Raw genomic sequence first — 15,937 nt, 5'->3', positions numbered from 1 at the left:
GGTCGCGCTCAGCGCGGGCTGGGGCTGTTGGCAGAGGCCGTCAGGTCGATGGTCACATGCCCCTCGGCCGGGCCAAAGCGCAGGAAGGCCTGTCGCAAGACCTCGAACACGGCGCCGGCATCGCCGCGCAACCGGGTGCAGAAATTCTTGGATTTCAGGAAGGTGCCCGAGGCTTTCAGAAAGTCAATACAGCCATAGATCTCATCCATATGCCGGTCCTGCCCCAGCACATAAAGCGAGAATTGCAGGTCGATCTCCACCCCCAGATTCGGGGCAGACTGCACGGATTTCAGCGCCTCGGCCTGCCGTTCGGGCAGCGGCTGGCCCTGCGCCACGGCCAGCACATCGCAGCGGCAACTGGGATCATCCGGTTCCCCCGGACAGCCGCGCGACAGGGTGACATGCATGGTGACATGCGCGGGCTGTCGCGCGGCCCCGGCGAAAAGATCACGGATCGCGTCGATCAGCGGCCCCGGCGCGCCGACCATCAGGGTGGACATATCATCGGTCTCGATCCGCAGATCGGCCCGATAGGGGGTCAGTGCCTCAAGCCCCGACAGGATGACGCCGACAAAATCGGACGTCATGGGATATAGCGACACCTGCGCGCCAATGAACATGGTTTCCTCGCTCCGCCGGCATTACCCGGATCAGCTGTGAAGGGTTCACGCAGCCTTGCGCATCTCAGCCCCGAAACAGGAGCACCCCCGGTTGAACGCCCCGACCATGCGTCCCGTTCTGCGGGATGTCAACCCGATGTGGGAAAGAGCAGGATGGGGGCGACGGCCCGGGTGGATTTTGCACGCCTTGCGCCCATGGACGCCTCCCCGGCCATGCGCTATCACCGGGGCCGAGCCAGAATGAAGGAACCCACCCATGTCCGCTCACGGTGCCGCCCAGCCGATGACCGCCCGCAAATCGACCGCGCTGACCGGCACCGCCGACGTGCCCGGCGACAAGTCGATCAGCCACCGCGCGCTGATTCTTGGCGCGATGGCGGTGGGCGAGACGCGGATCACCGGGCTGCTGGAAGGCCAGGACGTGCTGGATACGGCAAGCGCGATGCGCGCCTTCGGGGCCGAGGTCACGCAACATGGCCCCGGCGCATGGTCGGTGCATGGCGTCGGGGTGGGTGGGTTTCAGGAGCCCGCGAATGTGATCGACTGCGGCAATTCGGGCACCGGGGTGCGGCTGATCATGGGCTGCATGGCAACCACGCCGATGTCCGCGACCTTTACCGGCGATGCCTCCTTGCGCAAGCGGCCCATGGGGCGGGTGACCGACCCGTTGGCGCTGTTCGGTGCCCGGGCATATGGCAGGCAAGGCGGGCGGCTGCCGATGACTGTGGTGGGCGCGGCCGATCCGGTGCCGGTGCGCTATGTGCTGCCCGTGGCCTCGGCGCAGGTGAAATCGGCGGTGCTGCTGGCGGGGCTGAACGCGCCCGGCCAGACGGTCGTGATCGAAAAGGAACCGACGCGTGACCATTCCGAACGCATGCTGCGCGGCTTCGGTGCCGAACTGGTGGTTGAACAGGGCGCCGAGGGCCATGTCATCACCCTGACCGGCCAGCCCGAACTGCGTCCGCAGGCGGTTGCGGTGCCGCGCGACCCCAGTTCCGCCGCCTTTCCGGTCTGTGCCGCGCTGATTGTCGAGGGTTCCGATATTCTGGTGCCCGGCGTCAGCCAGAACCCGACCCGCAACGGGATTTACACCACGCTGGTCGAGATGGGCGCCGACATTGAATTCCAGAACCCCCGTGAAGAAGGCGGAGAGCCGGTGGCGGATCTGCGCGTGCGCTTTTCCGGTGATCTGAAGGGCATCGAGGTGCCACCCCACCGCGCGCCTTCGATGATTGATGAATATCCGGTCCTGTCGGTCGTGGCTGCCTTTGCCACCGGGCGCACGGTGATGCGCGGCATCAAGGAATTGCGTGTCAAGGAAAGCGACCGGATCGACGCAATGGCCCGCGGACTTGAGGCCTGCGGCGTGCAGATCGACGAGGATGAGGATACGCTGATCGTGCATGGCATGGGGGCGGGCGGGATGCCGGGCGGGGCGACCTGCGCCACCCATCTGGACCACCGCATCGCCATGAGCTTTCTGGTCGCGGGCCTTGCCGCCAAGGCGCCTGTCTCGGTCGATGATGCCAGCCCGATCCTGACCTCTTTCCCGATTTTCGAAGGGCTGATGACGGGACTTGGCGGGGTTCTTGAACGGGGATGAACGGGGCGATGGGGCAGGGGGGCCGTCTGCCCCCCTCGGCCCTGAAGGGCCTCATCCCCCGAGGATATTTGCAGACAGAAAAACACCCTTTGCTTTTTCTGTCTGCAAATATCCTCGGGGGCCCGGGGGCGCGAAGCCCCCGGTCTTGACGGGGGGGGGGGCGCGAAGCCCCCGGTCTTGACGGCGGAAGGAGCGCGAACAGGATGACGGGACCGTTCACGGTTGCCATCGACGGGCCGGCGGCGGCGGGCAAGGGCACGATCGCGCGCGCACTGGCCGCACGTTTCGGCTTTGCCCATCTCGATACCGGGCTGCTCTATCGCGCGGTCGGCGCGATGGGGGGCGATCCCGTCGCGGCGGCGCAGGCCTTGCGGCCCGAGGATCTGCAGCGCCCAGATCTTCGCACGCTGGAGGCCGGGCAGGCCGCCAGCCGGGTGGCGGCCCTGCCCGGGGTGCGGGCCGCGCTGCTGACGTTTCAGCGGCGTTTCGCGCGGCGCGACGGGGGCGCTGTGCTGGACGGGCGCGATATCGGCACGGTGATCTGCCCCGAGGCCGAGGTGAAATTCTTTGTCACCGCCAGCGCCGAAATCCGGGCATGGCGGCGCTGGCTGGAACTGGGGGGGGAGGCCGCCCCGGACCGGTTCGAGGCGGTGCTGGAAGGGGTGCGCGAACGCGATGCGCGCGACATGGGCCGGGCCGATGCCCCACTGCGGCCTGCGCGTGACGCTATTTTGATCGACACCACGTCACAGGACGCAGACAGCGCCGCCGAAATGGCGGTAGTGCAGGTTCAGGCTGTTCTGCCCGGTCCGGGCGCGGCCGCCGGTTGAGCCCGGTCTTTAGGTCATAGCACAAGGAGTTTGGGCCAGATGTCGGCAGTCGAATGTCACGAAAAGATCCTGTATCGCAGCCTGCCTGCCCATTCTGATCTTCACCCCAGCGATACCGATATCCTGTGTTCCGCGCTGCGGTTCAACGCCGCGAATGGCATCACGGGCTATCTGCTGCGCACGGGCAATCAGTTCATTCAGGCGCTGCACGGACCCTGTGGCGCAATTGCGGCGCTGATCGAGCGTATCGCCGTTGATCCGCGCCATAGCGGCTTTGACCTGCTGATCCGCGAAGAGACCGGCCCCATCTCACCCTTTTCGGGCTGGTCGCTGGGATATGATCATTTCATGGCCGATTTCGCGGGGGTCGGGCTTTTGCCCGGCGGCACACGCCCGCCACTGACCCCCGAGATGCGCGCGGCCCTTTTCGACCGGGTGGTCGAGGCGGCGACCGAGGCGCTGGAATTCGGCTCGGGCCTGCCGCAGGCCCGGCGTCCGGGCGAAAGCGATGCCGACTATCTGACCCGGCTTGAAAGCCCGGTCTGACGCGCGCCGATATCCGCCCGTCATGCGCCATTCGGGCCGCTTCTTCTTGCCGTGGGGCTGCAATCGCTGTATAGGCCCCCATCCCGCGCAATGGCGCCCCTGTAAGGGGTTGGCGCTATGGCGGGGCCACCAAAGACCGGCGGAGCCAACCGCATGGCCAGAAAAACCATGAAAAGGAACTGACTGCCTATGTGCGCTAAAGCAACTATGGAAGAATTTGAGGCCCTCCTTGCCGAGAGCCTCGAGATCGATACCCCGCAAGAGGGATCGGTCGTCAAGGGCCGGGTCATCGCCATCGAGGCGGGCCAGGCCATCATCGATGTCGGCTACAAGATGGAAGGCCGTGTCGATCTGAAAGAATTCGCAGATCTGGGCGGCTCCGCCGATATTTCGGTTGGCGATGAGGTCGAGGTCTATCTGGACCGCGTGGAAAATGCCCGCGGCGAAGCACAGATCAGCCGCGACAAGGCCAAGCGCGAAGAGGCCTGGGACCGTCTGGAAAAAGCCTATGCCAACGAGACCCGCGTCGAAGGCGCGATCTTCGGTCGCGTCAAGGGCGGCTTCACCGTCGATCTGGGCGGCGCCGTGGCCTTCCTTCCGGGCAGCCAGGTCGATGTGCGCCCCGTGCGCGATGCCGGCCCGCTGATGGGTCTGAAACAGCCCTTCCAGATTCTGAAAATGGACCGTCGCCGCGGCAATATCGTCGTGTCGCGCCGCGCCATTCTGGAAGAATCCCGCGCCGAACAGCGCGCCGAGGTGATCGGCAACCTGTCCGAAGGCCAGACGGTCGATGGCGTGGTCAAGAATATCACCGAATACGGTGCCTTTGTGGATCTGGGCGGCGTTGACGGCCTGCTGCACGTCACCGACATGGCGTGGCGTCGCGTCAACCATCCGTCGGAAATCCTGTCGATCGGTGAGACCGTCAAGGTTCAGGTCATCAAGATCAACAAGGAAACCCACCGCATCAGCCTTGGCATGAAGCAGTTGCAGTCGGATCCGTGGGATTCGGTTGAAAACTCCTATCCGCTGGGTTCGGTCCACAAGGGCCGCGTCACGAATATCACCGATTACGGTGCATTCGTCGAACTGGAAGCGGGCGTCGAGGGACTGGTCCACGTTTCGGAAATGTCCTGGACCAAGAAGAACGTGCATCCCGGCAAGATCGTCTCGACCAGCCAGGAAGTCGACGTCATGGTGCTGGAAATTGACAGCGCCAAGCGCCGCGTCAGCCTTGGTCTGAAACAGACCATGCGCAATCCGTGGGAAGTCTTTGCCGAAACCCATCCCGTGGGCACCGCCATCGAGGGCGAGGTCAAGAACATCACCGAATTCGGTCTGTTCGTGGGTCTGGAAAACGACATCGACGGCATGGTTCACCTGTCCGACCTGTCCTGGGACCAGCGCGGCGAGGATGCGATCCAGAACTATCGCAAAGGCGATACCGTTCAGGCCGCCGTCACCGAGGTCGATATCGAGAAAGAGCGTATCTCGCTTTCGATCAAGGCGCTTGGCGACGACACCTTCACCGATGCGGTTGACGGCGTGAAGCGCGGTTCGATCATCACGGTTGCCGTTACGGCAATCGAGGAAGGCGGCGTCGAGGTCGATTACAACGGCATGAAATCCTTCATCCGTCGTTCGGATCTCAGCCGTGACCGGGCCGACCAGCGCCCCGAGCGTTTCCAGGTCGGTGACAAGGTCGATGTGCGCGTGACCAATGTGGACAGCAAGACCCGTCGTCTGGGTCTGTCGATCAAGGCGCGCGAGATCGCGGAAGAGAAGGAAGCCGTCGAACAATACGGTTCCTCCGATTCGGGTGCGAGCCTTGGCGATATCCTGGGTGCCGCGCTGAAGGGCGACCGGAACTGATTTTCCCGCAAGGGATGTGAAAGGGGGCCCCGTCGCAAGGCGGGGCCCCTTGTCTTTGTCCGCCGGTCCTCTGCGGTCCCGGGTTTTCCTGTTTGTGCGCCGTTTTTTTTTGCCTATAGTCATGGGTTATAAAACACGGCGGTGGACAAGCCACCTGCCATCCCAGAGGGGGAGTTGACGGATGATCCGTTCCGAACTGATCCAGAAGATCGCGGATGAAAATCCGCATCTGACGCAGCGGCATGTCGAACGCATCGTGCATACGGTTTTCGAAGAGATCATCGAGGCACTGGCCCGGGGCGACCGGGTGGAGCTTCGGGGTTTCGGGGCCTTTTCGGTCAAGGCGCGCGATGCCCGCATCGGCCGCAATCCGCGCACCGGTGAATCGGTCGAGGTCGAGGACAAGAAGATCCCCTTCTTCAAGACCGGCAAGGCCTTGCGCGACCGGTTGAACGGAAGGTAGACTTTCCGAATGTTCCGTTATCTGCGCTATCTCTTCCTGCTGGTTCTGGCCGCAGGTCTTTTGACCCTCGCCCTCGCCAATCGCGAGATGGTGACGCTTGATGCGCTGCCGCCCGATCTGGGGGCGTTTCTGGGCTTTGAATGGTCTCTGAGCCTGCCGCTTTATGCGGTGATCCTTGCCAGCATCTTTGCCGGGCTGCTGATCGGCTTCGTCTGGGAATGGTTTCGCGAACACAAGCACCGTGCGAATGCCTCGAACCGGGCGCGTGAAATCGCGCGGCTGGAGCGGGAGCTGGCCAGCCTGCGGCGCGGACAGCCCGGCGACAAGGATGAGGTTCTGACCCTTCTGGACCGTCCGGCGGACGCGCGCGCGATCAAGGCCGGATAAGATGTCCGATATCCGGGTCAAGATCTGCGGGCTGCGCAGCCTGTCGGATATGGCGGCTGTCGTGTCCTCGCGTGCCAGCTATGCCGGGATGGTCTTCTTTCCGAAATCCCCCCGGCATCTGAGCCTTGAACAGGCCCGCGTCCTTGCCTTCGCAGCGCCGCCGGGGCTGGCCAAGGTGGCGCTGACCGTCGATGCCGAGGATGCCATGCTGGATGAGCTGGTTGATCAGATCCCGCTGGACCTGCTGCAGCTTCACGGTCATGAGACGCCCGCGCGCGTGGCCGAGGTCAAGGCGCGTTACGGTCTGCCGGTGATGAAGGCGATCGGGGTGGCGGATGAGGCCGATCTTGCCGGGCTGATGGAATATTCGCTGGCCGCCGATCAATTGCTGATCGACGCCAAGCCGCCCAATGGGGCCGAAGTGCCGGGCGGCAATGGTCTGGCCTTCGACTGGCGCCTGCTGGTCGGGCGCAAATGGCTGAAACCCTGGATGCTGGCAGGGGGACTGACCCCCGAAAACCTGGCTGAGGCGCTGCGCCTGACGGGCGCGCGGCAGGTCGATGTGTCCTCGGGTGTGGAAAGCGCCGTCGGGGTCAAGGATCCGCAGCGCATCGCGGCCTTCGTGAAGGCGGCGCAGTCGTGATTTTCTGGCGCAAGGCCCGGGCGGCGGATGTGCCCGATGTGGTGGCGCTGCTGCGTGATGACGAACTGGGCATGGGGCGCGAGGCGGCGGGTGATCTGACCCCTTATCTTGCCGCATTCGAGGCGATGCAGGCCGAAGGCACCAATCATCTGATCGTCGGCGAATTGCGCCTGCCGCCTGCTGCGCCCCCGGGGACGGTGGATCCGGGGGCCGGGATGCCGGGACCGGGCGGCGCCGCGGGCCGGATCGTCGCGACCTATCAATTGACCTTCATTTCCGGCCTGTCGCTGCGCGCCTCACGCCGGGCGCAGATCGAATCGGTGCGCGTTACCGCCGATCTGCGCGGGCAGGGTCTGGGGGCGAAAATGATGGCCGATGCCGAGAAGCGCGCCCGGGCGGCGGGCTGTGCGCTGATCCAGTTGACAACCAATGCGGGCCGGGGCAGGGCGCATGAATTCTATGCAAGGCTGGGATATGCTCCCTCGCATATCGGGTTCAAGAAGCGCCTCGACTGACTTGGGAAGCGGACGCATCGCCCATGCGATGGCAGCCTGAGCGTTGATGCCCCAAGAATCGAGGCCCCGAAATGCAGAAGGGGGCCACCCGGCCCCCTTCCAACCAGAATACTTGTTCAGTTACAGAACAAGTCAACCATTTATCACATCGCGGGCCAGACGGTGAGGTCGCGGACCTCGCCTTCCAGACCCGTGATCGGCCAGGAGCCGGTCACAGCCCCGGTTTCCAGATCGACGGTATGCAGCCCGCCCATGGCGGCGATCCATGCGGTATTCATGCCATCGGCATCGGTGGCGATATCCAGCGCGACCGGGCCTTCGACGGTCACACCCAGCGAGCCGATGGTTTTCAGCACGCCGTCATTCGGCGCGGTCTGTTGCAGCAATGCGCTCAACCCGGCGTCGATGTTATACATCGCGGTGCCTTCGGGCTTGCCGTAAGAATTGGAATATCCCGTCGCGACAACCATCGGCGTGGCCGAGGCATTGGCATCGCCCTCTTCCCAGTTCAGTTCGCCGTCAACCGTCACTTCACCGGTATCCGGGTGGACGCGGTGGTTCACCGTGCCGGTCATAAAGCGCAGACGGTCCGCCGCCGGGTTGAAATCGACGATCACCGGCATGTCGCCCAGGGGCAGCATCGTGTTCATCTTCGAGATTTCTTTCGTGGCGCCGGTCTGGGGGTCGATCTCGACAATCGCCTGATCGGCGGTCACACCGACCAGCGTCATATTGGCCGGGCGGTAGTCGATGCCCAGCAGGCGGTCGACGCCTTCAACCTCGACCGAGCCGGTCACGGCGGCGGTCGCGGGGTCGATCATGACGATGGTCTTGTCGCCCGTCAGGCCAAGCGCGGTTTGGGCCGCAGCGGGTGCAGCCATTGCGGCGGTGGAAAGAAGCAGTCCGGCAATCATGCGGTTCATACGATTTCTCCGTCGTTATTATACGGGCGTCAGACTATCCTCCGCCCTCCAGGTGACTGAAGTTACGGATGGGGATGGCAGGAGTTTCAGCCGGGGCGATAATATGATGATAACGGATGCGTGATCGGTGAAACGGACCGCCCGGGACCGATGCGCGCGCTTTACCGCCCGCCGCAATGGCGTTACATCCGACACAGCAGAGGAGAATGCCATGCCCGATGATCGTGTGAACAGTTTCATGACCGGACCCGATGAACAGGGGCGGTTCGGCATCTTCGGCGGGCGTTTCGTTTCCGAGACGCTGATGCCGCTGATCCTCGAGTTGGAACGGCAATACGAGATCGCCAAGACCGACGATACATTCTGGGCCGAGATGGATGATCTGTGGACGCATTATGTCGGGCGCCCCTCGCCGCTATATCATGCCTCGCGGCTGACCGAGCATCTGGGCGGTGCCAAGATCTATATGAAGCGCGATGAGCTGAACCATACGGGCGCGCATAAGATCAACAATGTGCTGGGCCAGATCATCCTTGCCCGCCGCATGGGCAAGACCCGCATCATCGCGGAAACCGGGGCCGGGCAGCATGGCGTCGCCACGGCGACGGTCTGCGCAAAGTTCGGGCTGAAATGCATCGTCTATATGGGTGCACATGATGTGGAACGGCAGGCGCCCAACGTGTTCCGCATGCGGCTTCTGGGGGCCGAGGTGGTGCCGGTGACATCAGGGCGCGGCACGCTGAAGGATGCGATGAATGACGCGCTGCGCGACTGGGTGACCAATGTGCGCGACACGTTCTATTGCATCGGCACGGTGGCGGGGCCGCATCCCTATCCGGCCATGGTGCGCGATTTCCAGTCGATCATCGGCAAGGAAGTGCGCTGGCAGCTTGCCGAGCAGGAAGGCGAGGGCCGTCTTCCCGATACGGTCGTGGCGGCCATCGGTGGCGGCTCCAACGCGATGGGGCTGTTCTTTCCCTTCCTTGACGATCCGTCGGTGAAGATCATCGGGGTCGAGGCGGGCGGCAAGGGCGTCGATGACCGGATGGAACATTGCGCCAGCCTGACCGGCGGACGTCCGGGCGTGCTGCATGGCAACCGGACCTATCTTTTGCAGGATGATGACGGGCAGATTCTGGAAGGGTTCAGCATTTCAGCGGGGCTGGATTATCCGGGTATCGGGCCGGAACATGCCTGGCTGCATGATACGGGCCGGGCGGAATATGTCAGCATCACCGATGCCGAGGCGCTGGAGGCGTTCCAGCTGTCCTGCGCGCTGGAAGGCATCATTCCGGCGCTGGAACCAAGCCATGCGCTGGCCCATGTCATGAAGATCGCGCCGACCCTGCCGAAGGAGCATATCATCGTGATGAACATGTGCGGGCGGGGCGACAAGGATATCTTTACGGTCGCGAAACACTTGGGTTTCGATATGAAGATCTGACCGGACAGGATGGCAACAGGGGGGTCGCTGCCCCCCTGCACCCCCCGGGATAGTTCTGGACAGAAAAAGGGCAGATGCCGTCAGGGCAGGTCTGTCGAGTGCTCCTTCAGGATCTGAAGCGGCACCACCTCCAGCGCGCGGCGATGGGTGGCGGCAAGGTTGACCTGCGGGGCTGCGCCTTCGTCATGCGCCTGCAGGAAACGGTCCGCGCAGAGGCACCAGCGATCCCCGGGTTTCAGCCCGGCAAAGCCGTATTCGGGGCGCGGCGTGCTCAGGTCATTGCCCAGATATTTCGACAGCGCCAGAAATTCCGCCGTCATCACCGCGCAGACCGTATGACTACCCCGGTCGGCAGGTCCGGTATCGCAGCAGCCATTGCGGAAAAACCCGGTCAGGGGGGCGGTTGAACAGGGTTCCAGCACCTCCCCCATGACATTGAGCGATGGTTCCATCATGGCGATTCTCCTTTGATCGGGCGGATGATGCCGGGCCGCGCGACAGGGTCGCGAAATCCGGCCGTTCGTTCCGGGAGACCCGGCAGGCGAAAGGGGGGCGGGGTCGGTGCGATGACCATTCCGCGCTGACGCCTTCAGACATATGGCCCGTGCAGGCCCCGGGCAAGCCATTCTCCGGCAGAACCATCCCTTGCGCGGCCGTCGTCGGCTCGGGGCTGCACTGCGCGCCGTTCTTGTCAGCCAGCCCCGGCCTTGCATGCAGGCGGGGCCTGCCAGTCGATCCAGCGGCCGTGAAAATCGGCGCGGCCAAGGTTTATGCATTCCATCCCCGCCCCGGACCAGAGCCGCAGGCGCAGCGCCGCCCCCGGTTCGGTGCCGTCGCCTTCAAAGGACAGATGCGCCAGCGGGGCCTTGGGCGTGGCCTGTGCGCCTGCCGCCGCCAGCAGGGCATCGCAGCGCGCCTGCAGCGGGGCCGGGAAGTATTGCCATGTCACCGAGTGATAGATCAGATGCAGATGGCCCGGATGCCGGTCGGCCAGCCGCGTTTCCAGCCAGTCGCCCGCATCGCCCTTCGTCACCCGGTGGCCCAGCCTTGACGCCTCGGCGGCTGCAATGCCTGTGCGCGCGATCCGCGCATCCTGCCCGGCCCAGAGATAGGCCAGAAGGCGCAGCCGGTCCCGTTCCGGGTCGATGGGGCTGCGGTCCACCCCGGCGCGGGCGGCGATGACCGGGGCGTCGGTTTCGGGCGGCCTGCCGCGCCAGTCCGGGGTCAGGTTAATCACCGCATCGTCAGGGCCGAGGGTCCGGCCCCCTGCCGCCAGCGCGTAACGGTCCCAGATCAGGTTGAGGCCCGCGCTTGACCCCAGTTCGGACAGCACCAACGGCAGACCGAACCGCAGGCTCAGCCAATGCGCCGCCGGGATCAGCGCGGCCGAGCGGCGGAGTTCATTCGTCTGCGGCGGGCTGTCCAGCCAGGGCAGAAGATCCGCCTGCCGCGTCAGCAGGCTGTGCGACAGGGCCGCGCGCAACCTTTCGTCGCCGCCATCGGCATAGGCGGCGGCAAGCGCGGGATCGGCCCCGGAAAGGCACAGCGCATGCAGCCCGCCTGCCAGCCGCAGCGCAAGCACATCCGCGCCGGGGCCGGGATCGCCCGGCCAGTCCAGCACCGCACGCCCCAGCGGGGTCGAGGCGTCCAGCAGATCGGCGACCAGCCGCAGCACCTGTGCTGTCAGCGGCGCCTCCATCGCGGCACAGATCCCGGCCTGATGGCGGAAACTTTCACGGATCGCGGCTTGGGCAGGACTGTCGGAAAGCATGGCAGATCTCTGTCTGGAACGAAGGGTCAGCGGCGGAAGCGGTCCATCAGTTTCTGCAGGGCCGAGGGCGGGGCCTCTGCTTCCTGCGCGGCGGGCGATGGAGGGGCGGCCTTGGCCGCGGGACCGTCCGGACCGGGATCTGCCTTTGCCAAACTGGCCTTGGCATGCCCATCCTTGCCCGACCCATCCTTGACCGGTCCACTGCCCTCGGGCCGTGCAGGGCGCGGCGCGGGCCTCGCGCCGCCCTTGGGCTTGCCTGTTCCTCCGTCACCGCCCCGCGTCTCCCGCTCCGGCGTCATGCGCAGGCCCACGGCATTGGTAAAGCGCGGACCGTCCCCGGAGGCCAACGCCACCGCGCCCTCTGATACGCCCTGCAAAAGCGCATCCAGCCAGTCGGCATCGGCCTTCGCGAAATCCTGCAGCACATAGCGCGCCACGGCGTCCTTATGCCCCGGATGGCCGATCCCCAGCCGCACGCGGCCATAGGCCTCGCCGATATGGGCATGGATGGAACGCAGCCCGTTATGGCCCGCATGGCCGCCGCCCTGTTTCAGCCGCAGCTTGCCGGGGGCAAGGTCCAGTTCGTCATGCAGCACGATCACATCGGCAGGCGTCAGCTTGTGCCAGTCCATCGCGGCCCGCACGGCGTCACCCGAGAGGTTCATGAACGTCTCGGGCTTGAGCAGCAGCACCTTTTCTGCCCCCAACCGCCCCTCGGAGGTCTTGCCCCGGAAGGCGGATTTCCACGGTGAAAACCCGTGATCCGCCGCGATCCGGTCCAGCGCCATGAAGCCGATATTATGGCGGTTACCTGCATAGGCGGCGCCCGGATTGCCCAGACCGACGATCAGTTTCATATCCGTTTCCCTTCCGGCCAGTCCTGCGACTGCCGTGCAAGGATTAGGCGAGGGCAGGGGGCGGTGCAACCGGCTTGGCCGCAGGCGCGGGTCTTGGGATCGGGGCGCAATCACCGGCTTTCCCGGATATCCGGGCCCGCAAATGCAGAACGCGGAGGCCATGGCCCCCGCGTTCCGGTCTTGTCACTGCCGTGCCGGGATCACTCCTCGGTTTCTTCGGCCTCTTCATTGTCGGACGAGCGCAGCCCCGACGGAGCCGAGATATTCGCGATCACGAAGTTCCGGTCGATGGTCGCTGTCGCGCCTTCGGGCAGCTTGATGTCGTTGATATGGATGACATCGCCGATATTGCGGCCATCCAGATCCACGGTGATGTGGTCCGGAATGTCGCCTGCGGTCACTTCCAGTTCAACCTCGGGACGCACCACGACCAGCGTGCCGCCACGCTTCAGGCCGGGGGCCGACTCGTGGTTGATGAAATCCACATGAATGAACAGCTTGATCCGGCTGGTGCGGCGCAGCCGCATCAGGTCCAGATGCACTGGCTGATCCTTCACGACGTCGCGCTGCACATGGCGGCAGATCACGCGCACGTCTTCCTGACCCTCGACCTTGAGGTTGAAGAGCGTGGACAGGAAGCGCCCGGCCTTCAGCTTGGTCAGCAGGTAGTTGTATTTGATGTTCAGCGGCAGCGGGTCCTTGCCGCCACCGTAGACGATACCGGGAACGTAGCTCTCACGACGAGCTTGACGGGCGGCCCCCTTGCCTGTCCCCTTACGTTCCTCGGCGATAAGATCCGGAATCTCACCAGCCATTGCAGTTCTCCATATATATATCCGCCGCCCTCCAAGGGTGTGCGACGCGACCGGGGGGCTATAGCGGGGATTTGGCCCAAGGGAAAGCAGGAAAGTGGCCCGGTTCCGACCTTTTGCCGGGGCAATCGGGTGGATTTCCGGCCAGTCGTGGCGTCGTCGGGGCGGTGTCGGGATTGCGCGGCGCAAGATGCCTGCTGCCGGGCCTTGCCGGGCCCGCGCTTCCGCGATAGCCCCGGGCTCATGACCGCGTCGATGTCCCCGCCAAGGCCACCACACGCCCCGCTGACCGTTCCGGCGCTTTTGCTGCTGGTGCGGCCTGCGCTTGCGGCTTTCGCGGCGATGGGGATGCTCTGGGGGACCTTTGCGGCGGTATTGCCCGATCTGAAATCCATGCTGGGGGTGGGCGAGGCACGGCTGGGCCTTCTTTTGCTGATGACGCCGGTGGCGGCGGTGCTGGCCATGCTGGCCGCGCCCCGGACCGGCGATGCGCTGGGGCGGGTGGCGCTTCCCGTGGCCGCATTGGTCATGGCGCTGGCCTTCGCGCTGCCGGGGCAGGCGGCCTCGCTGCTGCTGTTTCCGCTGGCAATGATGGCCTGCGGGGCGGCGACCGGCCTGACGGATGTTCTGATGAATGCCCGTGTCGCGCAGATGGAGAATGAACGCGGACTGGCCCTGATGAACCTTTGCCATGCGGCCTATTCCTTCGGCTATGCGGCGGGGGCAATCCTGACCGGGGCGATGCGCGCTGCGGGTTGGGGGCCGGGCATGGTCATGGGCGTCATGGCGGGGCTGGCGCTGCTGCTGGCGCTGGCGACGATTGAACGGGACGGGCGCATCCACGGGCTCGGACGACCGGCCCCGGGAACGGGCGGGCTGGGGGCGGTGCCGCTGATCGGCGGTGCGCTGGTGCTGATCGCCTTCCTGACTGAAAACGCCGCTGAAAGCTGGTCAGCCCTGCATATCGAACAGACGCTGGGCGGAAGCCCGTCACAGGGCGCGATGGGACCGGCGCTGATGGCAGTGACGATGGGGGTGGCGCGGCTTTTCGGGCAGGGGCTGGCGAACCGGGTGGACCCGGTGCTTTTGTTGCGGGCGGGGGCGGTGGTGGCCGGTGCGGGCGCGCTGGCGGCGGCTTTCGCGACCAGCCCGGCCATGGCGCATGGTGCCTTTGTCGTGATGGGCATCGGTGCCTCGGTCATCGCGCCCACGGCCTTTACGCTGGTCGGTCGCCTTGCCGCACCCGAGGCGCGGGCGCGCGCCATCGCCCGCGCCACTTTGCTGGGCTATTTCGGCTATTTCGTCGGACCACCGGTTCTGGGCCTGATCGCGGGCAGTTTCGGGCTGCGCATGGCCTTTGCCTTTGCCGCCGCCGCGCTGATCCTTGTGCTGGTGATCGCACCGCTGCTGCGCCGCCCGCGTTGATCGGGCCGGTCAGTCCCGGAACTGCGCCATGAAACCCCGGTCGATCCGGTCCTTCAATCGCCAGAGCCAGCCGCCCTGCAGCACGATCCCACCGCGTTCGGCCAATGCGGCCTTGCCCCCCAACGAGATCAGTTTCAGATAATCACGCTGCGGGTCATAGCGCCGCAGATCGCCCGATCCGGTCAGCGCCGCGCGCAGGTTCTGCGCCAGAACGGGCGCCTGCCGCACCGCAAAGACCCCGGCCTTGGGGCGTGGCGCATGGGCCATATGGGCGCAGTCACCGACCGCGAAAATCCTCGGATCGCTGCTGCGCAACTGCGGTGAGACGGTCACGAATCCCGCGTCAAGCGCCAAGCCGGTTTCGGTCAGCCAGCCCTGTGGCCGCGCCCCCGCGACCGAGACCGTGAAATCCGAGGCGATTTCCGTGCCATCCGCCAGATGCACCGCCTGTGGTGCAAGTCGGGCAGGCACCGCATTGCAGCGCAGATCCACCCCCTGTGCGGTCAGGGCCGCCAGCATCCGCCGCCGTGCGCCCCCGGGCAGTCCGGGCAGGATGCGCGGTCCGCGTTCCAGAAGCGTCACCTGCGGCCTGCTCCCCATCGCGCGCAGCCGGTGGGCCGAGGCCATGGCCAGTTCCGCCCCGCCGACCCCGGCCCCGATGATCACGACCTGCGGCCTTTGCGGGCAGTCCGCCAGAAATGCCGCCCATCGCCCTGCATAATCGCCCAAAGGACGGGCGGCGACGCCGTAACGGTCAAAGCCCGGCAGACCGGGCAGGCCCGATCCGATGCCGATATCCAGACTGGCCACATCATAGCGCAGCCAGTCCCCGTCTTGCAGCCTCGCCCGCCCGCCAATGCGGTCCAGCGCCACCACCCGGTCGCGCCGTATTTCTGCCCCGGCCCGTGCGGCCAACCGGCGCAGGTCGATCATCATCTCGTCCCGCGGGTAATGGCCCGCGATCAGACCGGGCAACATGCCGGTATAGGGGGCCTCGTCATTGGGATCGACCAGCGTGATCCGGATGCCCGGATCCGGGGAGGCCGCCCAGTGATGCAGGACCAGCGCATGGGCATGTCCTCCGCCAATCAGCAGCAGGTCATGCATGTCTGTTATCGCCCCTGTCGCCATTTCGCCCGCCGCCCCCCGGGGCATGTCCCCCTGCCAGCCATAAACCATCCTGCTGCGCGCGGCGAGGTCGCCAAGATTGCAAACAGGCCCCCCAT

At 65.5% G+C, this 15,937-nt stretch carries 17 protein-coding genes and 1 riboswitch; of the genes, 10 read left to right on the top strand and 7 right to left on the bottom strand.

Annotation, left to right across the window (positions count from 1 at the left end; all coding sequences use genetic code 11):
• Positions 1-8: 8 nt before the first annotated feature.
• Positions 9-620 (bottom strand): YkoF family thiamine/hydroxymethylpyrimidine-binding protein, encoded by a 612-nt coding sequence (locus JL811_RS16495; RefSeq protein ID WP_202689804.1) that lies wholly within the window; start codon positions 618-620, stop codon positions 9-11.
• A riboswitch (TPP riboswitch) is annotated at positions 611-719 on the bottom strand. It overlaps the preceding gene by 10 nt.
• Positions 720-876: 157 nt before the next feature.
• Between JL811_RS16495 and aroA the strand changes: the two genes are divergently transcribed.
• From aroA to JL811_RS16455, 8 genes are all read left to right on the top strand, one after another.
• Positions 877-2,223 carry a 3-phosphoshikimate 1-carboxyvinyltransferase gene (gene aroA, locus JL811_RS16490; protein ID WP_202689803.1) on the top strand — a complete coding sequence of 449 codons (1,347 nt, stop codon included), beginning with the start codon at positions 877-879 and terminating at the stop codon, positions 2,221-2,223.
• Between the two features lie 203 nt (positions 2,224-2,426).
• Positions 2,427-3,053: a (d)CMP kinase gene (locus JL811_RS16485; RefSeq protein WP_202689802.1), complete on the top strand. Its 627-nt coding sequence runs from the start codon at positions 2,427-2,429 to the stop codon at positions 3,051-3,053.
• Between the two features lie 39 nt (positions 3,054-3,092).
• Entirely contained in the window at positions 3,093-3,599 is a 507-nt protein-coding gene (locus JL811_RS16480; protein ID WP_202689801.1) for a BLUF domain-containing protein, read from the top strand.
• Between the two features lie 189 nt (positions 3,600-3,788).
• Positions 3,789-5,471, top strand: coding sequence for a 30S ribosomal protein S1 (gene rpsA, locus JL811_RS16475; RefSeq protein WP_202689800.1), 1,683 nt, complete (start codon positions 3,789-3,791; stop codon positions 5,469-5,471).
• 181 nt (positions 5,472-5,652) lie between these two features.
• On the top strand, positions 5,653-5,934 hold the full coding sequence (ihfB, locus tag JL811_RS16470; protein ID WP_202689799.1) for an integration host factor subunit beta: 282 nt from the start codon (positions 5,653-5,655) through the stop codon (positions 5,932-5,934).
• A gap of 9 nt (positions 5,935-5,943) precedes the next feature.
• The gene (locus JL811_RS16465; protein ID WP_202689798.1) at positions 5,944-6,321 is read left to right on the top strand and encodes a LapA family protein; all 378 of its coding nucleotides are present in this window, start codon (positions 5,944-5,946) and stop codon (positions 6,319-6,321) included.
• A 1-nt stretch (position 6,322) separates the two neighbouring features.
• Complete coding sequence (locus JL811_RS16460) at positions 6,323-6,964, top strand: phosphoribosylanthranilate isomerase (RefSeq protein ID WP_202689797.1); 642 nt, start codon at positions 6,323-6,325, stop codon at positions 6,962-6,964.
• On the top strand, positions 6,961-7,479 hold the full coding sequence (locus JL811_RS16455; protein WP_202689796.1) for a GNAT family N-acetyltransferase: 519 nt from the start codon (positions 6,961-6,963) through the stop codon (positions 7,477-7,479). Before JL811_RS16460 ends, JL811_RS16455 begins: the two co-directional genes overlap by 4 nt.
• A 143-nt stretch (positions 7,480-7,622) precedes the next feature.
• On the opposite strand, the gene JL811_RS16450 is transcribed toward JL811_RS16455, so the two are convergent.
• Complete coding sequence (locus JL811_RS16450; protein ID WP_237685019.1) at positions 7,623-8,402, bottom strand: DUF4394 domain-containing protein; 780 nt, start codon at positions 8,400-8,402, stop codon at positions 7,623-7,625.
• A 211-nt stretch (positions 8,403-8,613) separates the two neighbouring features.
• On the opposite strand from JL811_RS16450, the gene trpB reads away from it, so the two are divergent.
• On the top strand, positions 8,614-9,846 hold the full coding sequence (gene trpB, locus JL811_RS16445) for a tryptophan synthase subunit beta (RefSeq protein ID WP_202689795.1): 1,233 nt from the start codon (positions 8,614-8,616) through the stop codon (positions 9,844-9,846).
• Positions 9,847-9,926: 80 nt separating this feature from the next.
• Here trpB and JL811_RS16440 read toward each other — a convergent pair whose 3' ends face one another.
• The 4 genes from JL811_RS16440 to JL811_RS16425 all read right to left on the bottom strand — a co-directional run bounded on the left by JL811_RS16440 (position 9,927) and on the right by JL811_RS16425 (position 13,289).
• Complete coding sequence (locus tag JL811_RS16440) at positions 9,927-10,301, bottom strand: DUF2237 family protein (protein WP_202689794.1); 375 nt, start codon at positions 10,299-10,301, stop codon at positions 9,927-9,929.
• Positions 10,302-10,537: 236 nt separating this feature from the next.
• A complete protein-coding gene (locus tag JL811_RS16435) occupies positions 10,538-11,617 on the bottom strand; it encodes a DUF2332 domain-containing protein (protein WP_202689793.1) in 1,080 nt (359 codons plus the stop codon).
• Positions 11,618-11,643: 26 nt separating this feature from the next.
• Positions 11,644-12,474, bottom strand: coding sequence for an aminoacyl-tRNA hydrolase (pth, locus tag JL811_RS16430; protein WP_202689792.1), 831 nt, complete (start codon positions 12,472-12,474; stop codon positions 11,644-11,646).
• A 200-nt stretch (positions 12,475-12,674) separates the two neighbouring features.
• Positions 12,675-13,289: a 50S ribosomal protein L25/general stress protein Ctc gene (locus JL811_RS16425; RefSeq protein ID WP_202689791.1), complete on the bottom strand. Its 615-nt coding sequence runs from the start codon at positions 13,287-13,289 to the stop codon at positions 12,675-12,677.
• A 252-nt stretch (positions 13,290-13,541) separates the two neighbouring features.
• Between JL811_RS16425 and JL811_RS16420 the strand changes: the two genes are divergently transcribed.
• Positions 13,542-14,711, top strand: a complete 1,170-nt coding sequence (locus tag JL811_RS16420; protein ID WP_202689790.1) for an MFS transporter — start codon at positions 13,542-13,544, stop codon at positions 14,709-14,711.
• 9 nt (positions 14,712-14,720) lie between these two features.
• Here JL811_RS16420 and JL811_RS16415 read toward each other — a convergent pair whose 3' ends face one another.
• Complete coding sequence (locus JL811_RS16415; RefSeq protein ID WP_202689789.1) at positions 14,721-15,818, bottom strand: FAD-dependent oxidoreductase; 1,098 nt, start codon at positions 15,816-15,818, stop codon at positions 14,721-14,723.
• Positions 15,819-15,937 lie beyond the last annotated feature (119 nt).

The organism is Szabonella alba (genome assembly GCF_016765775.1).
GTDB classification, from domain to species: domain Bacteria; phylum Pseudomonadota; class Alphaproteobacteria; order Rhodobacterales; family Rhodobacteraceae; genus Szabonella; species Szabonella alba.
The sequence above is the reverse complement of the archived record's forward strand: the minus strand, read 5'-3'. Positions and strand labels throughout refer to the sequence as shown.